The 21,677-nt window shown below is 30.9% G+C and carries 16 protein-coding genes; all 16 read right to left on the bottom strand.

All coding sequences use genetic code 11. From position 1 onward, the window contains the following. Nucleotides 1-103: 103 nt before the first annotated feature. Nucleotides 104-439 (bottom strand): hypothetical protein, encoded by a 336-nt coding sequence (locus G9Q29_RS05090; RefSeq protein WP_225872888.1) that lies wholly within the window; start codon nucleotides 437-439, stop codon nucleotides 104-106. Between the two features lie 818 nt (nucleotides 440-1,257). Further along, a complete protein-coding gene (locus G9Q29_RS05095) occupies nucleotides 1,258-2,484 on the bottom strand; it encodes an ATP-binding protein (RefSeq protein ID WP_166133986.1) in 1,227 nt (408 codons plus the stop codon). A gap of 57 nt (nucleotides 2,485-2,541) precedes the next feature. Next, nucleotides 2,542-2,982, bottom strand: coding sequence for a response regulator (locus G9Q29_RS05100; RefSeq protein ID WP_166133987.1), 441 nt, complete (start codon nucleotides 2,980-2,982; stop codon nucleotides 2,542-2,544). A 6-nt stretch (nucleotides 2,983-2,988) separates the two neighbouring features. Further along, complete coding sequence (locus tag G9Q29_RS05105; RefSeq protein ID WP_205729833.1) at nucleotides 2,989-4,149, bottom strand: sensor histidine kinase; 1,161 nt, start codon at nucleotides 4,147-4,149, stop codon at nucleotides 2,989-2,991. A 1,550-nt stretch (nucleotides 4,150-5,699) separates the two neighbouring features. After that, nucleotides 5,700-6,377 carry a DUF2461 domain-containing protein gene (locus G9Q29_RS05110; protein ID WP_166133988.1) on the bottom strand — a complete coding sequence of 226 codons (678 nt, stop codon included), beginning with the start codon at nucleotides 6,375-6,377 and terminating at the stop codon, nucleotides 5,700-5,702. Continuing rightward, nucleotides 6,374-6,832, bottom strand: a complete 459-nt coding sequence (locus G9Q29_RS05115; protein ID WP_166133989.1) for a DUF1905 domain-containing protein — start codon at nucleotides 6,830-6,832, stop codon at nucleotides 6,374-6,376. The genes G9Q29_RS05110 and G9Q29_RS05115 overlap by 4 nt, the downstream gene beginning before the upstream one ends. Nucleotides 6,833-7,106: 274 nt before the next feature. Continuing rightward, nucleotides 7,107-8,705, bottom strand: a complete 1,599-nt coding sequence (locus tag G9Q29_RS05120) for a cryptochrome/deoxyribodipyrimidine photo-lyase family protein (protein WP_166133990.1) — start codon at nucleotides 8,703-8,705, stop codon at nucleotides 7,107-7,109. A gap of 252 nt (nucleotides 8,706-8,957) precedes the next feature. Continuing rightward, on the bottom strand, nucleotides 8,958-9,557 hold the full coding sequence (gene folE / locus G9Q29_RS05125; RefSeq protein WP_166133991.1) for a GTP cyclohydrolase I FolE: 600 nt from the start codon (nucleotides 9,555-9,557) through the stop codon (nucleotides 8,958-8,960). Nucleotides 9,558-9,627: 70 nt separating this feature from the next. Next, on the bottom strand, nucleotides 9,628-11,964 hold the full coding sequence (locus G9Q29_RS05130) for a hypothetical protein (RefSeq protein ID WP_166133992.1): 2,337 nt from the start codon (nucleotides 11,962-11,964) through the stop codon (nucleotides 9,628-9,630). An 86-nt stretch (nucleotides 11,965-12,050) separates the two neighbouring features. Beyond that, on the bottom strand, nucleotides 12,051-12,935 hold the full coding sequence (locus tag G9Q29_RS05135; RefSeq protein ID WP_166133993.1) for an NmrA family NAD(P)-binding protein: 885 nt from the start codon (nucleotides 12,933-12,935) through the stop codon (nucleotides 12,051-12,053). 170 nt (nucleotides 12,936-13,105) lie between these two features. Then, nucleotides 13,106-13,768, bottom strand: coding sequence for an endonuclease III domain-containing protein (locus G9Q29_RS05140; protein WP_166133994.1), 663 nt, complete (start codon nucleotides 13,766-13,768; stop codon nucleotides 13,106-13,108). A gap of 24 nt (nucleotides 13,769-13,792) precedes the next feature. After that, complete coding sequence (locus tag G9Q29_RS05145; RefSeq protein WP_166133995.1) at nucleotides 13,793-14,566, bottom strand: TIGR03915 family putative DNA repair protein; 774 nt, start codon at nucleotides 14,564-14,566, stop codon at nucleotides 13,793-13,795. A gap of 1 nt (nucleotide 14,567) precedes the next feature. Next, the gene (locus G9Q29_RS05150; protein ID WP_166133996.1) at nucleotides 14,568-15,827 is read right to left on the bottom strand and encodes a putative DNA modification/repair radical SAM protein; all 1,260 of its coding nucleotides are present in this window, start codon (nucleotides 15,825-15,827) and stop codon (nucleotides 14,568-14,570) included. Between the two features lie 54 nt (nucleotides 15,828-15,881). Continuing rightward, nucleotides 15,882-17,303, bottom strand: a complete 1,422-nt coding sequence (locus G9Q29_RS05155; protein ID WP_166133998.1) for a TolC family protein — start codon at nucleotides 17,301-17,303, stop codon at nucleotides 15,882-15,884. A 12-nt stretch (nucleotides 17,304-17,315) separates the two neighbouring features. Continuing rightward, on the bottom strand, nucleotides 17,316-20,465 hold the full coding sequence (locus G9Q29_RS05160; protein ID WP_166134000.1) for an efflux RND transporter permease subunit: 3,150 nt from the start codon (nucleotides 20,463-20,465) through the stop codon (nucleotides 17,316-17,318). 25 nt (nucleotides 20,466-20,490) lie between these two features. Beyond that, complete coding sequence (locus G9Q29_RS05165) at nucleotides 20,491-21,558, bottom strand: efflux RND transporter periplasmic adaptor subunit (RefSeq protein ID WP_166134002.1); 1,068 nt, start codon at nucleotides 21,556-21,558, stop codon at nucleotides 20,491-20,493. Between the last annotated feature and the right edge of the window lie 119 nt (nucleotides 21,559-21,677).

A 21,677-nucleotide genomic window follows, 5' to 3' on the forward strand; every position in this document is an offset into this window, starting at 1 on the left:
AACGAAATTATACCAATGGCATTACGCAAAAAAAAGCGCATGACAAAGCATTTAAAATCTACGGATTAAGGTTTAATCTGAGAACTTATTGAAATGAAGTTCGTTAACTCAATTTGGGCGGGAGCCAAATATTGACAAAAACCCCTGAATTATACAATTGGGGATTGAAAACAATAGCATTGCTTTTAGGTGCTGCTATATTTTTTCTAAATATGAAAACTTCCGATTTGTGAAAAGCCAAAAGAATGGTCGTATTATGGCTTATGGTTTTAAAGGGAAGACTTTGGTGGTCATTATCTCCTTTTTTATGATGATGCTCCTTATTGGAGTAATGAATCTGGATAAAATCAAGAAGTGAAATATCCTCATTATGATCGTGTTCTTCATTATGTTCAAGGAAATGATGCAATAGGTTGGGTAATTTCAATAATTGCCCCATTTCTGTATTAGCACACAGAAATATAAAAACAAATGATATGACAATAGCTTTTTTCAGAAAATTACTTTTCACAAAAATAGAAAACTTTACTGAGTTATGATTGGATCTAAATATTAATCTTTCACTTTCTTTTGGGAAAAAGAGTTACAGCTACTTATTGCGTATCACAAAACTTTATTAATTTCTCGCACCACTGGTGCGAGTTTTATGATACAATACTTTTAATAGATTTATAAAGTTAAATTATAGATCAAATATACTTTTAAATCAAGTAAACTTTGGTACAAAATATGTTTTGACAAACTTGTTGGGATTCGAACCTATAACTTACTATTTATCAGGTTGTTACATTTTTTAGTGTTTTAATTAAAATCAATTCGAACCCTAAAAAAGCCTGTAAAACAAGGGCTTTACAGGCTTTTTAAAAATTATTGTGACCCCTTTTGTACAAAATTCGAATCTTTTACTAGAAGATTTGAAGTTGCTAAGCGATATTTTATAAATTTAAAAAGTCCGATTTTTTATTAAAATTAATTAAAAAAGAAAACGAATTTACTAAAAATTGTATGCAAGTTTATGTCGATATGACATTGATTTCGCGGATTTTTTAGATAATGATTTGTTATAGCCTAAAGCCTAATAATTTAATGTGATTTGAATATTAAATTTTGAATTAAAAGGCTCCAAAAGAGTGAGATTTTACTATAATTGGAGCAAGAAGTACATCAGTAATATTGTATAGCGTTAGAAAGAAAGAAAGTATTAATTAAAATACGTTTTTACAAAGATTGATTAATCAGTCGAGATATTTGCAAATTTCAATTTTCTACTATTGGAATGTAAATTTCAAAGGTTGCGCCTTTATCAATTTCTCCTTGGGCTATGACAATTCCGTTATGATTTTCCACAATTTTTTTTACTATTGCTAAGCCAATACCGGTACCTGAATTGTTATCATTCGAAACCAATCTTTGAAATATTACAAAAATTCGTTTATTAAATTGTTCATCGAAACCAATTCCATTGTCTTTAATGGTCATGTTCCAGTAATTACAGTTTTGTGGTAATGATTTAATTTCTCGAATTGCAGTATCACTACGTTTAATGATACTAGTTTCAATAGTAATTATTGGTATCCTATCTGTGCTTGTGTATTTCAAGGCATTACTCACCAAATTTTGAATAAGCTGGCGGAATTGAAATACAACGATTTTAACAGGTATTAAGTTATTTGCTATAATTGTAGCATTTTTCTCTGTTATGATTTCATTTAGTTCGTATTTTACCTCTTCTAGGATTGGATGCAAGTCAGCAAATTCATATTCCCGATCTACTGTACTTATGCGAGAGTAAGAAAGGAGATCATCTATAAGGCGTCTCATTCGAGTTGCAGAAGAATTTATCTTGTTTAAATTTTTTCGACCTTTTTCTGTTAGGTTTTCTTTTTCTTCGGTCATCATTTTGGAGATGAAAGTCTGAATTTTACGCAATGGTTCCTGTAAATCGTGACTTGAGATAAAATTGAAGGCTACCAATTCTTTATTTGCATTCAACAATTCGACCGCTCGCTTTTCCTTTTCGTCATTTTGAAAAATTAATTCTTTGTTTGCGACAAGCAAAGTTGCAGTTTGTTCTTTTAATCTTTCAAGAATTTCTTCTTTCTCCTTTATTTCACTAAATTCTTTTATTGCACGAGTGATTTTTTGCGGAAGTGCGGAAAGATTATTTTTAGATGCAAAATCGGTTATACCATCTTTTAGCAGCATAACCGCTTTCTCTTCGCCAATGATACCCGACACTATGATAAATGGTATTGCATTATCTGTTTGCTTCAAAATTTGAAATGCTGAAATTGCATCAAACGATGGCATAGCATAATCCGATAATACGATATCTGGTTTAAATTTAAAGAGTATTTCTATATACTTACTCCTAGTTTCGGTTATTTCAATTAAAAAATCAATTCCCGATTTGGTGAGTTGTCGCACCAATAAATCTGCATCAGCAGGATTGTCTTCAAGTAATACTATTTTAATTGTTTTCACTATAAAGAATTATAAATTTTGATGCAATAAATGTGTTTTTTGTAATATTATAACAACTTAGGTTGATGGCTGACTTAATATCATCCAATACATTCCCATTTCTTTTATCGCAATGAAAAATTTATCACTATCAACAGGTTTCACAATATAACTGTTTGCTCCCAAATCATAACATGTGGCAATATCGGGATCTTCTTGTGATGAAGTCAAAATTACTACTGGAATTGCCTTTAAATCAGGATCGCTTTTAACTTTTTCCAGCACTTGCATTCCTGATACTTTTGGCATCTTTAAATCTAGCAGCAATAGCTTTGGATGCGATTTCGGGTTTCTCTCTGAATAGATACCTTTGCAATATATAAAGTCAAGTGCTTCCGCGCCATCTTTAACGTGCAAAAGCTTATTTGTAAAACCACTTTTAGTCAGTGCGCGAATCGTTAGTATAGCATCATCAGGACTATCTTCTGCAAACAAAATTTCAACATCGTCGTAATTCATTTTTTTTTATTTTGTGTCCACAGCGGAGAGACTAAAGTAAAAGCTCGTACCAATACCTAGTTTGGATTCGGCCCATACTTCTCCGTTATGGCGGTTTATAATTTTTTGTACAATTGCTAGACCAATTCCAGTTCCGTCAAATTCTTCCTGTGAATGTAGCCGTTGAAATACTCCGAAGAGTTTATCATAATATTCCATATCAAATCCTGCACCCCAATCTTGGACACAGAAGATAACACTGTCATTCTCCTCTTTGGAGCTAATTTTGATTTTGGTTTCAGACTTATATTTCGAATACTTTATTGCATTTGATATTAAGTTTATCCATACCTGCTTAATCAAAGCTTGATCGCCGATTGCTGGCGTCAGATTGTTTATTTCAAAAATAGGGCTTTTAGCTTCATTTTCATTTACTACATCGGCCAGAACGCTATTGACTAACTTATTCATATTTATTTGGGTTGTAGTTACCTGCTTCCGACCAAGTTTGCTGAACGCAAGTAAATCGTCAATTAACATTCCCATTTTTTTTGAATTGTTAAGTACTGCCTGAAGTACTTTTTTTCCTTCGTCGTTCAGAGCATCCGAATAGTCTTCAATTAGAATTTGAGTATAGCCGTTTATTGCCCGAATAGGTGCTCTTAAGTCATGGGAGACAGAATAGGAAAATGCACCTAATTCTTCTTGTGCTTTTTTGAGTTCTATGTTAGCAAGTGTTAGTTCAGAGCTTCGGTTTTCCTGATATGCAAGCTCTTTATTTATTATTATTAATTCAGCAACACGTTTTTCTTTTTCAACTTGTAACTTCGCTTTTCTTACGTTCTCTCGTGCTAGTATATTGTTGGCGATAGTCAGTTCAGCGGCACGCTTTTCTTTTTCAGTGTTTTGGAATTCCAACTCTTGATTGGCAATGACTAATTCTGCAGCTCGTTTTTCTTTTTCAGTATTTTGGTAAAATAACTCTTTATTTGCAGTGATTAGCGCTGCTTCAAGTTTTTCTTTTTCCTGAATTTGATAGGTAAGTTGCTTGTTAACAATAAGCAATTCTGTTGCACTTTTTTCTTTTTCACTAGTGTAACTAATTAAATTTTCAACTGGATTTTTCTTAGTAATCTCATTTGAATTTATAAGTACCTCTTGGTTATCATTTAGATTTTTTTTGTTCATTTAGCCGAACTTTTGTTTAAAATAATGGCAATGGTTTACTAAAAAATGCCCATCTTTCTTGTTATGAAAGTTATAAGTATTATTTGAGATATTTAATTTCGGTTCGTTATTCATCAGATATGACAAATAACCCAAAGAATACTCCTTAGTAGTAAGTGATTGCGAATGTACTGAATAATTGCGGAAATAAACTGATTTTGTGACTAAATTTGATATGGTAGAAGAGTATATCGAAGACAGATTTTAAAATTTTTATAAGAAAGAAAATATTCTACAGAAATGGTATTATTTCGAAAATATAAAAAAGAGATGAGATTTCATTCCAATTATTTTTCTGTTTTGAAAATTCATACTCTTTCATACGATTTTTATTTTGAGGATGCCGTTTGCTTAGTCGGAACTGGAATTTTTCAATTATCAGTAAATTGTCTTATGAAAATAGGAAACATCTTCTAAAAAAAATGCAAATACTTAACTAGTGCGTTTGCAGAAGCTCAAAGTAAGTGTGTCTTTTTTTATTTGCTTACTGTGATTTTCTGATTGATTTTACTATCAGCTTGATGCCAACACTTCCTAAAAATGATAGATTTGATTTTAATTTGAATAGTCTTTTGAAACAGCTAGTCATCAAGCTGATGGAAAATCAATTTACCAAGTGTTTCTGGCAAATAAAAAAGATACTCTTGCTGACTCCTTTTGGTTTTGTGGGTAGAAAAATAACTTTTACCTTAGGCAAATCCACTACACAATAAAGCCATTTTTCTACTTACATAAGCAATGCAAACACTACCGATTTAAGCATAAAGTTGCTAAAAACAGTTAATGTAAACGTTCTCAAAAACAATTATAACAGTAATGTTTCCGATGAAATAGTGAATGTTGTTATAGACAGTGTCGAAGGACGGTGTTTTTTGTAGCTTGGTGATGCGTTGGGAGCTGCAAAAAATGTTGTCCTGCAGCCACTGGCAAGCGCATTGGGTGGAGCGGCTGTTTTACATAAATGATATTATGACATCATTGCAAAAACCAATAACCAATAAACTCGCTTTGTGATGAATTGCAATGCTTAATTAAGGTTAACAGCTTAGGAAAAAAATTACTGGTATGAGTTGCGTAGCGTACGTGTTTTTTCTAAAAACTGTGCCAGTAATTTTTTTGTACGTTGGGAAGGAGTGGCAATTGAAAACCTAAAGTATCAATTTACCACTAAATGAAAAGTACCATTATCATAAATGAAGATAAATTTGAAAACAACACATTAGCAATATTATTCTATTTATACATATTATTTTTAACTGTTGATTTTTTGACTTGAATTTATATATGTGCTAATAACCGTCTTTTCTTACTATCGACTTAGATATCGTAATGTTTTTGATTTCCTTTTGTAAAATAGAATATGTAATCTTGAAGTAACTTTACTAAGTATATCTAATTCTGTTGCTTACCATAATTGAGGACTTCGAGCCAGTTCCTCTAAAGATAATTTTCTTTCTTAATGCACATGGAGGATTACAATAAAATTCGCAATGTACCAAGAAGTTTGACTTTTATTCTTCAAATTCTATAGCTCTATTTAGATATTCAATCAATGGTTTTGTAGTTTTAAAATAGTTAACAATTATTTTTATCGCGTCCTTACTTGTCAGAATATTATCTTTTATGAATTCTTTGGTGCAAAAACCTTTCATTTTAAGTAATTCAATAACTTCTTCTCTTTCTTCCGGTAAATCAGTGAATTTTTTTAGCTTACTTTGACCTTGAATACCGCTTGGAAATATATTTTGAAATTGTTTATTTGAAATTATTTCGTTAATTTCTTCGAATGAATAACTTATTTCTTTTCGAATTTTTTTTAAAAATTCTGGCGTTGTTTGCCAAATTCCACCGCCAACCATACAGTTTCCTGGTTCAATATGAATAAAATATCCTGCTGTATTACCGTGTGGTGCATTCTTATTAAAAACTACCAAAACGTAGTTTTTATAAGGTGTTTTGTCTTTTGAAAATCGTAAATCTCTGTTTACACGTGTTAAGCATTTTTTAGGAATTAAATTTGCATTTGCTATTGATAAATCGTGTTTTGATAATTCATTTAACAAATTTTCCGTGAACAAAATAATATCATCTTTGTAATTTTGATAAATTCCTTTATTTTGTTCAAACCATTCTCTTGAATTGTTTTTTTTAAGTTCTTTTAAAAAGTCTAAAGATGTTTGCTTAATCATTTGCTTAATTTATCTATGTGTTTTATAATAACCTTGATTTGTTTTTCTTCGATTTTTTGGGAAATGATACTCTCAAAAATTTCATTTTTTTCAGATTGATTTAGTTTATTGAAAGCTTCTAAAACTCCTGATTCCTTGAAGGTTTCTATAATTTGTTTTTCGTTTATTTTTTCATTTTTTGATAAAAGATAAAGTGAAACTGTAACAATATCGCCACCTTGTTTATTTATAGCTTTTCTTATTTCGCTATTTATGGAAAGCATCATATCTTCTCCTTTAGTGGGAGCTAGGTTTCTATTTTCAATTATGTAATTGTCGATTAAACCAGACACTCTTATATCTCCCCATTTTCCTGGGATATTCTTTGTGTTTGGAATTCTTAAATGATAGGTCCAAGCACCTTTTCCGTATTCATATTTAAGTTCGAGTTTTTCCTCTTTTATGATATAGTCCATTTTTTTTTAGATTGTATTTTGTGCTAAGTTATCATTATTTGTATAAAAACACCCTTTCACAATAATACTACTGTTTAGTAAAATTTAGTTTAAGTTTTTCTGCTTTACTTCTCGAACTGAATCTAAATAAAATCCTCACGCTTAAATTAGCAATTAATATAAAAGTAAAAAACATCCGCTTGAAAAAAAATTGAACTTAAATAATCTAATGTCAATTATCTCTATACATGCTCAAAATGCCAATAAACTAGTTTCTATTTTGTACAGACAGAAGTCAATCTTTAATAGGAGGCTTTTTTGTGCCTGCTTTATTTGTTAGACGAGGTTCGAAAAGTATTTCTCTTGCCTCTTTCCCTGTTTTTATGGCATCCACTATAGGAAAAGGATAATCCTCGCCAATTATTACTCCACAAAATTGTTGTTGTAGAAGTGACATTTTCCAAGGTTCATGGATATCTGCTTCGTCGCAGTTTGCCAATTCAGGAATCCATTGTTTAATGAATATTCCTTTTGGATCGTGGTCCTGAGATTGCTTGACAGGATTATAAACCCTTACAATTTGATGGCTGCCCATGCCAGATTGGAGCTGCATTTGTGAGAAATGAATGCCAGGCTCAAAATCTAGAAACAGCTTTGCTAGATGTTTGGCGCCTTCCTTCCAATCTTGAAAAAGATGGTGCGTTAAAAATGAAATTAAAAAAGCCCTCATTCTAAAATTGACAAATCCTGTTTTAGCAAGGCAACGCATCGAAGCATCTGCAAGTGGATAGCCTGTTTGCCCGTTGCACCAACGCTCAAAACTTTGTTGGTCAATATTTTTTTTAATACCACTAAAAAATTTATTTACATCTTCAAATTCAATGTTGTCCTTATTTTCAAAAGATTGGACAAATGATCCCTGACACATTAATCTGTTCGAATACAAGTTAAGCTCCTTGGATAATATTTTATCGCCCGGAGCTTTTCTTCGCTTTACCTCTGTAATCGCTTGAAAAACCTGTCGTGTACTGATGCATCCCCAAGCAAGGTATGGAGATATCCTACTGCAATTTGTACGACTTTCTAAAGGCTTGGATAACGAAATGGTATAATTTTTTAGATTATTTTTTAAAAAAATATTCAAATAGTGAAATGCGTGTTTTTCACCTCCTAATTGAAAATTTGTATTTTCTTCTTTCCAGCTTTCAGGCAACTTCTCACCTGGGTTATTTTTAGAAATTTCATCTGTTAGAACTAAAGGTTTGAACAAACTAAAATCAGGATGCATTTGAGGTTCATTCATGATGGACTTCCATCGTTCGTATCTCTTTGATCTGTCTTTGATCTTTCGGATTATTCCATTGTTTGTGTACTCATTCCATTGAATACCATAATTTTTACATAAAGTCGCAAAAGCAATATCCCGATCGTAGGTAATTTTCATTCCAGTTTCTTTGTGAGAAAAAACTTTTGCCAATTCATATTCATTTCGTAGCTCCTCAAATACTGCTATTACTTCATCCATAAAAATGTTGATACACCATGCTGGGTCGGCTTTGTATTGCTCAACAGATTCTTCAATTTTGATGTTTGGGATGTTTGGATATTCATTTACAATAAATTGAGGGTCAAATGCTTTCTTCATAACCTTGAGTTGGCTGTTTATAGAAGTAAGGCTTTGGAAAACAAATCGCCAGTGTCTTTCATCATAATGTGGGTTTGCAACCAGCGAAGGTTCATAAATATAAATCAGCAGTAAACGCCTACCTTTAGTTTTACTGGTTTCTTTTATTGCATGGGCAAGAGTTGGATTATCGCGTAAGCGTAAGTCCCTTTTGAACCACATTACGTTAATTACTTCTTTTTGCTTGGTTGATTCAATTGTTGTTTCCATTTTGTTTTAGTGATAGTAAAATTACACGTATAGTATATTAAACCTTTTTTACGATGCAAATGCTTTTATTTTAGTCATGCTCATTTATGAAGTTTCACTCCATGTTCTAATTCTTTTTTTAAGAAATCCATATGTACAGATTGACTTGATTTATTTTAATATTATTTGAAGATATTTCAGATGTACTAGTATAATTTGGAGTTCGGTTTTTATAAATAAAACTTCATAAAGCTAAATATAATTGTTTTCTTATCAACTATATCTATTAGAAATTAGGCTTATAAATTCTTTTCTCGTTTTGTCTTTTTCAAATTCACCCATGAAAGATGAAGTCGTAGTAATACTATTTTGTTTTTGAATACCTCGCATTTGCATGCACATGTGTTGACATTCAATTACAACTGCAACTCCAAGTGGTTCTAATGCTTCTTGAATGCATTCTTTTATTTGATCGGTTAGTCGTTCTTGAACTTGCATTCTTCTTGCAAAAGCCTCAATAATTCGAGGAATTTTACTTAATCCAACTATTTTGCCATTAGGAATATAAGCAACATGAACTTTCCCAAAAAATGGTAACAAGTGATGCTCACACATGGAATAAACTTCGATATCTTTGACCACTATCATTTGTTTATGATCTTCTGTAAACATTGCAGATTTTAAAATTTCAAGTGGATTTATGTCATAACCATGTGTTAAAAACTGAAATGCTTTTGCCACGCGTTCTGGAGTTTTTTCTAAACCTTCTCTAGTTATATCTTCACCTAAATTCTCTATGACGCTTTTAAAATTTTTAGCAATTTCATTAGTTTTTTTTTCGTTGTAACTGTCGATTTTTTTGTAATTAATCATTTTAATTTTTGATTTAGTTTTTTATGAATATTTTATGGAAAGTTGTTGAAATAAAATGTTAGGATTTTCTTTAGTCTTGGAAAAAGCTGTAGTTTATTGCAACCCTAAAAGCCTTTAAACCGCTTACACCTTGCATATTTTCTAATTCTAGTTCTTCATAAATAGGATTATAAATTCCTTTGTTAATTAAAAACTCTATATGCTCACGGTATTCACCTGCTTCGATTGGACTAGAATATACTATTGCCACATAATCGGGCTTTGTTAAACGCTCTCCATTATTTTTGATTTCAATTTTGTCGATTCTTTTTTTCATTATTTCGTAGCGAATATTATATGAACCTTCTACATCAAAACGGCGCTCGTCTTTTCGAAAGCTTATTGCTATTGGTTTATTATGAGCTAGAATAAGTTGTGTTGTTTTTAATGGAATTTTCATTTTGTAGCTACTTTTTTGCGTAGCATTTCCGATAAAAGCCATTGTACTTAATTGCCACAAGCGCAAATTTTTAAGGTACATGGGATTAAATTTTTTATCAGGTTTTAGATTTTGACCTATGTAAATAGTGAATTCTAAACCATCAGTTCTATATTTTTCAAAATAATGCGGGTATATTTTTTGTTGTTTTACCCTTTCGTTTTCAAGAACAGCATTAATGGTGTTATTTATTTTTTGCAAACTATTTTCATACTCCCGATTATTATTATAAAAAGAACCTGTTTTTAAATTTGATTTTTCCATATAGTCATTTATTTCTTGATACAGATCTACGTAGCTTTCTGATAAATGGGTTAAAGTTGGGTGTATTTCTGTTGCAAAAAAGTCGACTATTTTTTGCTCTATTGTTGCAGTGAATTCTTTCTCTATTGTAGTTAATAACGTTTCAACTTTGAAATGGATTACTTCTAAAAGTGGCATTTCAATTTTAGAAAGAATGAATTTAATAACACTTTTTGTAGTTTCTAATTGATTAGCAATATCAGTTTGTGTTGCTTTGTTTCGTTCGATGGATGAATTTCGAATGTCAATTGCGCCATACAATGGATACACATCTTCAAAACTAACATTTGGTATGGTTTTCTGGTTTGAATTTGCACTTAAAATTTCCCATGCAACTTCATTAAATTTCCACTCTACAGCAGATTGTAAAGGTGTAAATTGCTCTTTGATAATTGTCGTTATTTTAGCATCAAATTGATTAATCATAAACTCAAACATGTCTGCAATTAGGTGCAGTGCTGGATCTAACTTAACTACTAACTGTTTTGAAGTTCCATTTGATTGATGCGTTGCTAATTCTAAAATACCAAGTAGTTGACCATTTGAATTTCGTATTGGTGTTACCATGTAACTCCCAATGTTTAATAATTTTAATCCAGTTAAAACAGAATTTTCAACCTTAGTATCATCATTTACAACTGATAGAATCACAGGTTCATATTTATCTTTAAAATGATCTGCAGCCGATCTTGGGTTGATGTATGCGCTAGGTTGTTGATCAACTGTACTAATCAATATGGTTTTTTTGTAATAACTTGTGTCAGTTACAATTTGATTATTTACTTTAAAAAAAGGAACTAAACCCACTTGTACATCTGTATTTTCTAATAAAATTCCCAAAATACGTTCTAATTCATTTAGTGAATCTGCTTCGTTTTCGTTCTGTAAATTCAAAACTAACTTTTTGAGTTGATTCATCGCTTCAAAGTTGGTAATCTCCTGTGCCAAGAAAATTGTAAAACCTTCCATTTTAAACAATTCAGACGGTAACTCTTTTGTAAGTTTTTCAAAATTATCACCATTATCTATTAACATTGTTGGCCACTCTTCATTGTAAGTTGGTAATTTCGCTTTTGGTTCTATTTCAATGAACTGTGTATTTGGGAAAATTTTATAATATTTGATAGTATTTCTTTCTTTATTTTCAATAGTAATGTATTCAAAATTATAGAAGTCGGTTTTGATATTATAACATTTATCTAATACCATTGCGTAGAAAAGTCTAAAAGTATTACTACTGTGATTTATTTTATCAAATAAAAAATCTTGATTGTCTTTTGAAATAATAGCTTCAAAAGTATCATCTAAATAAAATAATCGCGCAGGAAAAATGCTACCGATTGCCAAAGGCTTCTTGTTATAAGCATTCGCCAAAGGAGAAATACTCATTAGCAAAAGATCAATTAATTCGGGAGTTTTATTTAGAAATTCAAGTTTTGTGAATGGTTTAATTACCTCCGGAAATTTTTCTAATTCTTTGACAATACATTCATAAATTGTTTTTTTGACTGAATTATTTGGAGCTTGAGTATTTTTGAAATATCGAAGTAAAGGTCCGAATGAAATTGCAACATCTAATGATTTCCACTGTTGTTCGTTTTCAGTATTTAGACGAATTGTTTCCATAGTTTTAAGTATTCAGTAAAATAAAATCTTGAAATTAGATGCTAATTATATTTATTGTAATTTCAACAAATCAAGTGTGAGTGATTTTATTTATTGTAAGCAAGTGCAAACTCTTCGGCAAAGATTTGAATTTTCAAGTTACCTTTAAATTTGTAACGATCTAAATCGAAATCTTCTCTAATTCGACCTGTATGTATGGCTTTCCCCATAGCGATGAAATTAGAAATCAAATGTTCTGGCATTTCTTTTTCACGCATTGATTGCGTGGTGTTTTCATCGGTAAAAGTGAGCCATTTTAAATCGGGTTTATTAATAGCAAAACCTAAAATTGAAGCTACTTCGCTTGCTCTAGTATCATCGCTGAAGATGTATCTTATTTTTTTGTCGACTGTAACTTTTTCAAGTTCGTATGCAGCAGCAACAGCTATATCGTAGGGATGCGAAAAAACTATTTTATCATCACCTCCAAAATTGGTTCCAATAAATCCAACCTTTTTAATCATATCTACAAAATTTAACAAATTATAGTAAAAATATCCTGGTCTAAGATGTGTTAACTCGATGTTTTTTATCTTATTAAAAAAAATTTCAGCATGATGAGAACCTAAAATAAATCCTGTTCCAGTTTCTAAATGTGCACCGCAGCTGCTAAGATGGACGACTCTTTTCACGCCTGAAACTTTAATGGCTGAAGCATAGTTAGCACTAATTGATTTATAATATGCTACTTGATCTATTTGCGAAAAATCGGATGGAATCATACAATAAACGGCATTCACACCTGTAAATGTTTTGGTTAAAAATTCAACATCGTGGAGTGAGCCTATTGCAGCTTTTGCACCTAAAGCTTCAATGGTATCTTTTTTACATGAGTCGGAACTAATTACGGTTACTTGATGACCTTTTAAACTTAATTCCATTACAAGCGGTAAACTTATATTTCCCAAAGAACCTGTTACTACTATTTTCACTTATTTTGTTTGTTTGAATTATTTATAAATTTGGTTACTCATTTTTTAAATTAGCCTCCTTCTATTTTGATTGTTTTCTATTTTTTTTATTGATTTACAAGCAATTTTCCTGACTTGTTTCATCCTTTAATTTTTTTAGAAAATTAAGATTTTTTGTAAAGGCTTATTTATTAATTTGTTTTATTCACTACTTTGTATTCACTGCAAATAGTTACTAACAAACAATTGGAACATTTAGGTTTCCTTGCCGTACAAGTATTCATACCTTGCTGAATTATCCATTCGTGCGCATGTTTTTTAAATTTTAGAGGAGTTATTCTATTAATTATTTCGGCTGTTTGTTCATTTGTTTTAGTTTTTAGGATGCCAACTCTGTTTAGAACTCGATGAACATGAGAGTCAACTGCTATGATATTTCCACCAAAATTAAAGTTGAGCATAATACTTGCACACTTTCTACCAACGCCTTGTAAGGCTAAAAGTTTTTCTTCTGTTCTTGGAACTTTACCTGCATGTTTATCAAGTAATTGTTGGCTCATTTCCTTCAAGTGTTTCGTTTTTCGATTGTAATGTGCTACTGGCCTGATTAGTTCAATTAATTCCTCGTCTGTTAGCTTTACTATTTCTTGAGGAGTATTTGCAACTTCATACAATGCAACAGCTGCCGTGATCACACGTTTAGTATGAGTCATTGTTGATAGCATAACAGATACTAAACTTTTAAAGTCAGTATCACTTAAACCATTAGCTTCCCAATCATTGTCATTTTCGGCAAAAATTTTGAAATCTCTGCTTAATATTTCATAAAACTTAATAATTTTTTCATTCTCCATTTTTTGTTTACTTTAGAGTTAAACTTAATCTTCTGGTAATTTTTCAATTAAATGTTTCCAATATCTTTTGGGCATATGTTGTAAATGTAAACGTGTGTTCTTTCGAGATTCAATATTTACAGCACTAAAATATCTTTTCCATAATTTTTGATAAAAAATCTCGTCTTTTTCAAAAATGGTTAAATTATTTTTAGATTTTAAAAATGAGTTATTACTAAATTCTACCTCTACATTTGAAAGTAAATTTAAATCGTAAAAAATTCCATACTTTCTTTTGGCATCAAAAATTAACCACTTTTGGTCTGCATATCGGCTTTTAAAATGATGACCAATTAGAGGAAGAACATCACAGTCTGGTTCAATTATTGCAAAGAAAACCTCATCGCTTGTTTTCATAAATCTTACAAATGCTTTCATTCTGTGTGTTTCACGTTTTACAAATTTTGTGATCTTCCGAATATTCCAAACATCACTGTTGCTAAAATCATTTTCAATGTTGGCAGTACTAGCAAAAGCGTACTTTACAAACCTTAGCATGATGGTTTCATTTTCATCAACTTCTGAAAGAAAGGCTAGATAAATTCTTTTAATTCCATCCTTTGATAATCTTTTTTTTAAACCATTTAGTACACGTTCTGATTTTTGTAAATCAGTAATGACTTTATGCTGATTTAGAAAAAGAGAATATTTTGGTCTATTTTCTTTTTCAAAGAAAACATCATTCAAATTGTACTCATAAATGTCAAAGACAGCAGTCAACCATCCTTCATACGTTCCATCATAAATAATCTTGTACATTTTAAAATAAAGAAAGTTGATTAGAGAAATTTGGTTTATACTTACTATTTTGATTTTTTAGTATTAATTGTTTTAGCTCAAAAGGTGTATAATCTTTCGTAATCGAAATAGGATTATCAAAGGTCATAAAATACTTAGCTCTACTGTAAGCAACACCAATAGTTTTAAGGTCTTCGGGTCTTATCTTTCTAAATTTTCTTGCTTCAACAATTTTTTTAGCACTAAGAAACCCAATACCTGGAATGCGTTTGATGATCTCTAAATCTGCGTAATTAATATTGATAGGAAACTGATCAAGATTTCGTAAAGCCCAACCCAGTTTTGGATCTATATCTAAATCTAAATTTGGATTAGTACTATTGACTAATTCTTTAACATCAAAATTATAGTAGCGAAATAACCAATCAGCTTGATATAATCTGTTTTCTCTGATTATGGGAACTGGTGTGCCAATTGCTGGTAATCTTGCATCATGGCTAATTGGTACGTAGCCTGAGTAGTAAACTCTTTTTAAGGACATTTTTTTATAAAAGCCATCAGCTGTTCCTAAAATTTCTAAATCAGTTTCATTACTTGCTCCAATTACCATTTGAGTGCTTTGTCCTGCTGGAGCAAAAATTGGAGCTTTGAAGTTGATTTTTTTTTCTTCTTTATGTCCATCAATTTGTTCTTTAAGAAAGGTCATCGGTGTTATTACATCTTTATGATTTTTTTCTGGAGCCAGTATTTTAAGATTTTTCTCTGAAGGAATTTCTAAGTTTATGCTTAATCTATCTGCATACATTCCTGCTTGTGTCATTAAATCACTACTTGCTCCTGGAATTGCTTTTAAATGTATATAACCATTAAAATTATGTATCGTTCTAAGTTTTTTAGCAATTCTTACAAGTCGTTCCATTGTTGCGTCTGGACTATCAAAAATACCAGAACTCAAAAACAAACCTTCAATATAATTTCTTCTATAAAAATTTATTGTTAACTCAACAACTTCGTCAACAGTAAAAGCCGCTCTTTTAACATCATTACTTTTACGACTAACACAATAAGCACAATCAAAAATACAATAGTTAGTCAATAGAATTTTCAGGAGTGATACACATCGTCCATCTTCTGTAAAGGCATGGCAAATACCATAGCCTTTAGAATCACCAAGTACTTTATTTTTATTTTCGCGATTACTTTGACCACTTGAACATGAAACATCATACTTTGCAGCATCAGCTAAAATCTCTAGTTTCTCAAGAACTCGATCCTGTTTCATAACTATTGTATCTTAAATTATTTAAAGTTTTATCTAAGTTTTTACTTTTACAGATTAGTTTGCACCTCCTCCCAATGCTTTATAGAGTAAGCCTATTGCCACAAATTTTTGTTTGTGAATAATTGCTAATTCTATCTCAACTTTTAATTTATTTGATTGTGCGGAAATTACTTCTAGGTAAGTAGTCTCACTTAAACTATAAAGCTTTAAAGAATTAGTAACCAATATATTGGCTTTTTCTACTTGCTTTTGAGCTATCATTTCTTGTTCTTTAATACTTTCTAGTGTATTTAAGAGATTTGTTACTTCAACAGTAGCAAACAGGAATGATTGTTTGAAACTAATTTCAGCTTGCAATGTTGCAACCTTTTGTTGTTCGTATTTTGTTTTTAATTTTTTACCGTTAAAAATTGGTTGTAAAATGCTTCCGGTAACTAAACCAAACAGAGAACTTGGAATATTAAACCAATTTTCTGATTTAAAGGAATTTATACCTCCTTGAGCAGTTATATTAACCGCAGGATACATATTTATTTTGGCTAAATTTGTTTTTGCCCAATTTTTTCTTAATTCAAACTCTTTTACTTTGATATCTGGTCTGTTGCTGAGAAGCTGTGCAGGAACTCCTTCACTAAATTTTGAGAGAAAAACTATATCTTGCAGTTTTGAAATTCGGTTAATTTTTGATGGCGTTGAACCTGCCAAAAGTAAAAGTTGATTTTCTTGAATGATTATTTGATTTTTAACCAACGGAATAGATTTTAGTATTTCCAATATAAAAACCTCTTGTTGCTCGACCGCTAATGAATTTATAGATCCAACTTCAAATTGTATTTTTAAAATTTTAAGAGTGTTTTCTGCTAACTTTAGATTTTGATTTATGATTTCTAATTGATTATCTAAGTACAATAGATTAAAATATCCATCGGCAACAGATGAGATTAGATGAGATCTTATAATTCTGGTGGAGGCTTCACTTTTTAACAAATCTGTGATTGCCTCTTCCTTTGTGTTTTTTAGTTTTCCCCAAAAATCTGCTTCCCAAGAAATACTTATATTTGAAGAGTAATCCTCGATGTACTTTTGACCTAAAAATTGATTTAAAGTTATTCCGTTTAAACTATTATCAGATGGTCTGTTAATGGAAGCTATACCAACTGCTGAATTAACAGTTGGTAACATACTTAACTTAGATTTTTTTACCTCCAATGTTGAAGACTGAATATTTAGTAACGCGATTTTTAAATCGTTATTCTTTGTTAAAGCTTCATCAATTAAATGGACTAGAACACTATCTGTATAAAATTCTTTGTAATTTAATTTTGATAATAAAATTGAAGTGTCTTTGTCAAATTCTCTTTTTTCAACGTTAAAAGTTGACGGTATTTCTATTTCAGGTTTTGAAATTTTATTTGATGAACAACTAATTAAAAGTACAGTAGTTGTTAGAAATAGTGATAATTTTATAAGTTTCATAATTTTTTATAATTAGTTAAGTTCCCAATCAGAATCAAGTGTTTTCTTTCTTTCTAGCTTTTCATGTATAAATTGAAAGACAACAAAGAGAACTGGAGTAATAAATAAACCTAAGATTGTACCAATGAGCATTCCAAAAATTGCCGCATAACCAATAGAATGATTACCTAAAGCTGATGGTCCTGAAACAAAAATTAAAGGGATTAAACCTGTTAGAAATGCTAATGAAGTCATTAATATTGGTCTTAATCTGGCTTTTGCACCTTCGACAGCCGATGCTGTTAAACTTTTTCCTGAATGTCTTCTTTGCAGAGCGTATTCTACTATTAGAATTCCATTTTTGGAAAGAAGTCCAATCAACATTACTAATGCAATTTGAACGTATATGTTATTGGTAATTCCTGCAAATCCGATTCCGATAAATACACCTGATAAACCTACTGGAATAGCAAGTAAAATAGCCCACGGAAGAATATAACTTTCATATTGTGCAGAGAGTAGTAAGTATACAAACAATAGACAGAGAGAAAAGATAATAATAGATTGATAACCCGTAGAACTTTCTTCTCTACTCAAACCTTTAAAATCATAAGTATACCCTGCTGGAAGATTTTTTTCACTAACTTCTTTAATTGCTTTTATAGCTTGACCAGTGCTATAACCTGGAGCAGGCATCACGGTTAAATTTGATGAGTTATAAAGATTAAAACGCTCTACAACCTCTGCACCAGTTGTAGAATTTAAAGTCACAATAGAACTAAGTGGAACTAGTTCATTTTTATTATTCTTGACAAAAATTCCATTAAGTGATTGAGGTGTTTTTCGTGATTCTGGATCAGCTTGAACCAAGACTTTGTAATACTTACCAAATCTGTTAAAATCGGATGATTGAATACTACCAAAATAACCTTGCATAACACTCATTGCATCTGTTGTATTTACACCTAAAGTTGCTGCCTTAGAGTTATCAATTACTGCTTCAAATTGCGGAAATGAAACATTAAATGTTGTAAAAGCAACAGCAACCTCTGGTCTTTGCATCAAAGCACCAATCATTCCATAGGTGATATTACCTAGTTTTTGAAGTTCGCTGTTAGTTCTGTCTTGAAGAACTAATTCCATTCCACTTGTATTACCAAAACCATCAACTGTTGGTGTATTTATTACTAGGAAATTAGCTCTTTTGTCACTTGATAGTTGATTTTGAATGTTCCCAATAACATCGTTTATCTTGTTAACGTTTCCTCTAAGCTTACCATCTTTAAGTTTAATAAAAAATGTACCAGCGGATGAGGAAAATGAGCTACTAAAAAGGTTTAAACCATTTACAGAAATAACATCTTTGATAGCAGGATTTTTAATTAAAATATCTTCGGTATTATTCATCACTTCATCTGTACGATATTTTGAAGCACCAGGAGGAAGATTTGCTGCTACGATAATAAAACTTTGATCTTCATCAGGTATGAAAGATTTTGGAGTTGTGTTTGACAACCAAAAGAAAATGCCGCCAAATACTAAAATGATTAAAGCTGCTACATATTTTTTCTTCAGTAGGAATAAAGTTGTTTTAGTATATCTCAGAGTAAGTCTATTGAATGACGCATTGAATCCATAGAAAAATTTGTCTTTAAAACTTTTTTCTTTATTAATTTCGTCATGATCTTCATGTTGTTTCAAAAATAAAGCACACAAAGCAGGACTTAGAGTCAAAGCATTTATTGCAGAAATAACAATAGCAATAGCAAGTGTAAGAGCAAACTGCTGATAAAATAAACCTGTAGAACCATCCATAAATGCCACTGGTACAAAAACAGCAGACATTATTAAAGTAATTGAAATGATAGCTCCTGAAATTTCATTCATTGCAGAAATAGTTGCCGAACGTGCATTCATTTTTTTATGGCTCATTTTGGCATGGACTGCTTCAACTACAACAATAGCATCATCAACAACAATTCCAATAGCGAGTACCAATGCAAAAAGAGTTAGTATATTGATTGAAAAGCCAAATAATTTCATGAAAAAGAAAGTTCCAACTATAGAAACAGGAACTGCGATAGCAGGTATAATTGTAGATCTTAAGTCTTGTAAAAAAATGAAAACAACTATAAATACGAGTAAGAAAGCCTCGATTAGTGTTTTTATTACTTGACTGATTGATTGATCAAGCGATTCTTTGGAAGCATAAGGAACTTTAAAATCAACACCTTTTGGAAAAGAACTCTTTAACTCTTCTAAACGTTCGTTAACAGCTAGTTGTACTTCATTTGCATTGGAACCTGACATCTGATAAATTGCCATAGTTACAGCTGGTTTTTTATTTAAATTAGAAGTAACACTGTAACTGTATGCTCCTAACTCAATTTTAGCAATATCTTTTAGATATAATATTGAGCCATCATTTTTAGCTTTTACGACGATATTTTCATATTGGGCTGGTTCAGTAAATTTTCCAGAATATCTAATTACATATTCAAAAGGCTCTTTGCTACTCTCACCCAATCTACCCGGAGCAGCTTCTAGATTTTGAGATTGAATTGCTCTTGAAACTTCAGAAGGTGTTAACTGATAAGAAGCTAATTTGACTGGGTCTAACCAAACCCTCATAGAATAATCCTTATTTCCATAAACAATTACATCGCCAACACCTTTAACTCTTTTTAAATCAGGCACAACGTTTATTTTTGCAAAATTTTCTAAAAATAAACCATCTAATTTTTTTTCAGATGAAGTTAGTGTAACTAAAGCAACCATTGTATTTTGTCTCTTAGAGGTTGTTACACCTGCTTGAACAACTTCTGCTGGTAACTGATTGGAAACTTGAGCAACTCTATTTTGAACATTTATTGCAGCTTGGTCTGGATTAGTACCTAATTTAAAGGTTACTGTTACAGTTAATGTACCGTCATTACTTGAAACAGATGAAAGATAATCCATATTTTCGACACCGTTAATTGCATTTTCTAATGGAGGCGCAACAGAACGTGAAATAGTTTCTGCGTTAGCTCCAGGATAGGCAGCTATTACAGTTACAACAGGAGGTGCAATATCTGGAAATTTTGTTATCGGCAATTTAACAAGCCCAACTATTCCTAGTGTCAATAAAATTATCGAAATGACAGTTGCTAAAACTGGTCTTTTTATTATACTTTTTAACATGTTTTAAGATTTGATATTAATGAGATTATTTTTTTTCTTTAATCTTTGTACCAGATTGAAGTCTATCAAACCCTGTAACAATATATTTATCACCTTTTTTCAATCCTGATTTTACAATAAATGAATCAGAAGATTTTCCAATAATTTCTAACGGAACTTGATTGGCGATTCCATTATTATCTACAACAAATACAAAAAGTTTATCTTGAATTGACATTGTTGAAGAAGCAGGAATTAGAATTGCATTTTCAATTGGTTTTGAAATAATTATTTTACCTGTATTACCCGTTTTAAGTAAATTATTTGGATTGTGAAATTTGGCTCTTATTAAGCTTGAACCAGTAGAGCTATCAAAACTTCCTTCAAAAGCATCTATATTTCCTTTTTTTTCATAAACTAATCCGTTGGGTAGAAGTAGTTCAACTACGATATCATTTGTTTTTTTACTCTTTTCAATATCACTAAAAATTGTGAAATATTCTTTCTCACTAATACTAAAATAGGCGTTTACAGAACTATTGTCTGATAAAGTTGTTAGTGGAGTTTGATCAGTTGCATTTACAAGACTTCCTACTTTATTAGGAATCAAGCCTATTTGTCCTGATATAGGTGCTTTTACAGTACAAAAATTCAAATTTATTTTTGCACTTTCTAATTCGGTAGAGGCACTTTTTACTGAGAGCTCAGCTTGTTGTACTTGAATTTCAGAAATAATTTTACTTTTAGCTAACTCTTTTTTTCTATTGAGTTCTATCTTAGCAGATGCAAGTTTAGCAGAAGCTGATTTATAAATTTCGCTGTAGGAAGAACTCTCAATAGAAAATAAAATCTGTCCTTTTGTTACGAAATCACCTTCATCAACAAATATTTTTTGAATGTAACCTGAAATTTGAGGTCTTAGCTCCACAGAATTGATACCTTCAATTTTCGCTACATACTCATTTTTGGTTGTTGCTTCTCCAGTTTTTACAAGAGCAACTGGTAATTCAATAGGTTGTTGTGTGCTTGAATTTGTGTTTGATTTTGTACAACTGTACTGAAATAAAACTAAAAACCCAATTAGTAACGTTTTTGCATTTTTTTTCTTAATCATTTTTTTGTTTATAAGAGTTATCGAATGCAAAGTTCGATTTATCGTATAAACATTTATGAATTCATTTTACGCCAATACATGTCCATTTTTCTCTTTTTAGAAAAAAATGAATAGTATAA

Origin of the sequence: Flavobacterium turcicum (assembly GCF_011365745.1) — a bacterium.
Taxonomy (GTDB): domain Bacteria; phylum Bacteroidota; class Bacteroidia; order Flavobacteriales; family Flavobacteriaceae; genus Flavobacterium; species Flavobacterium turcicum.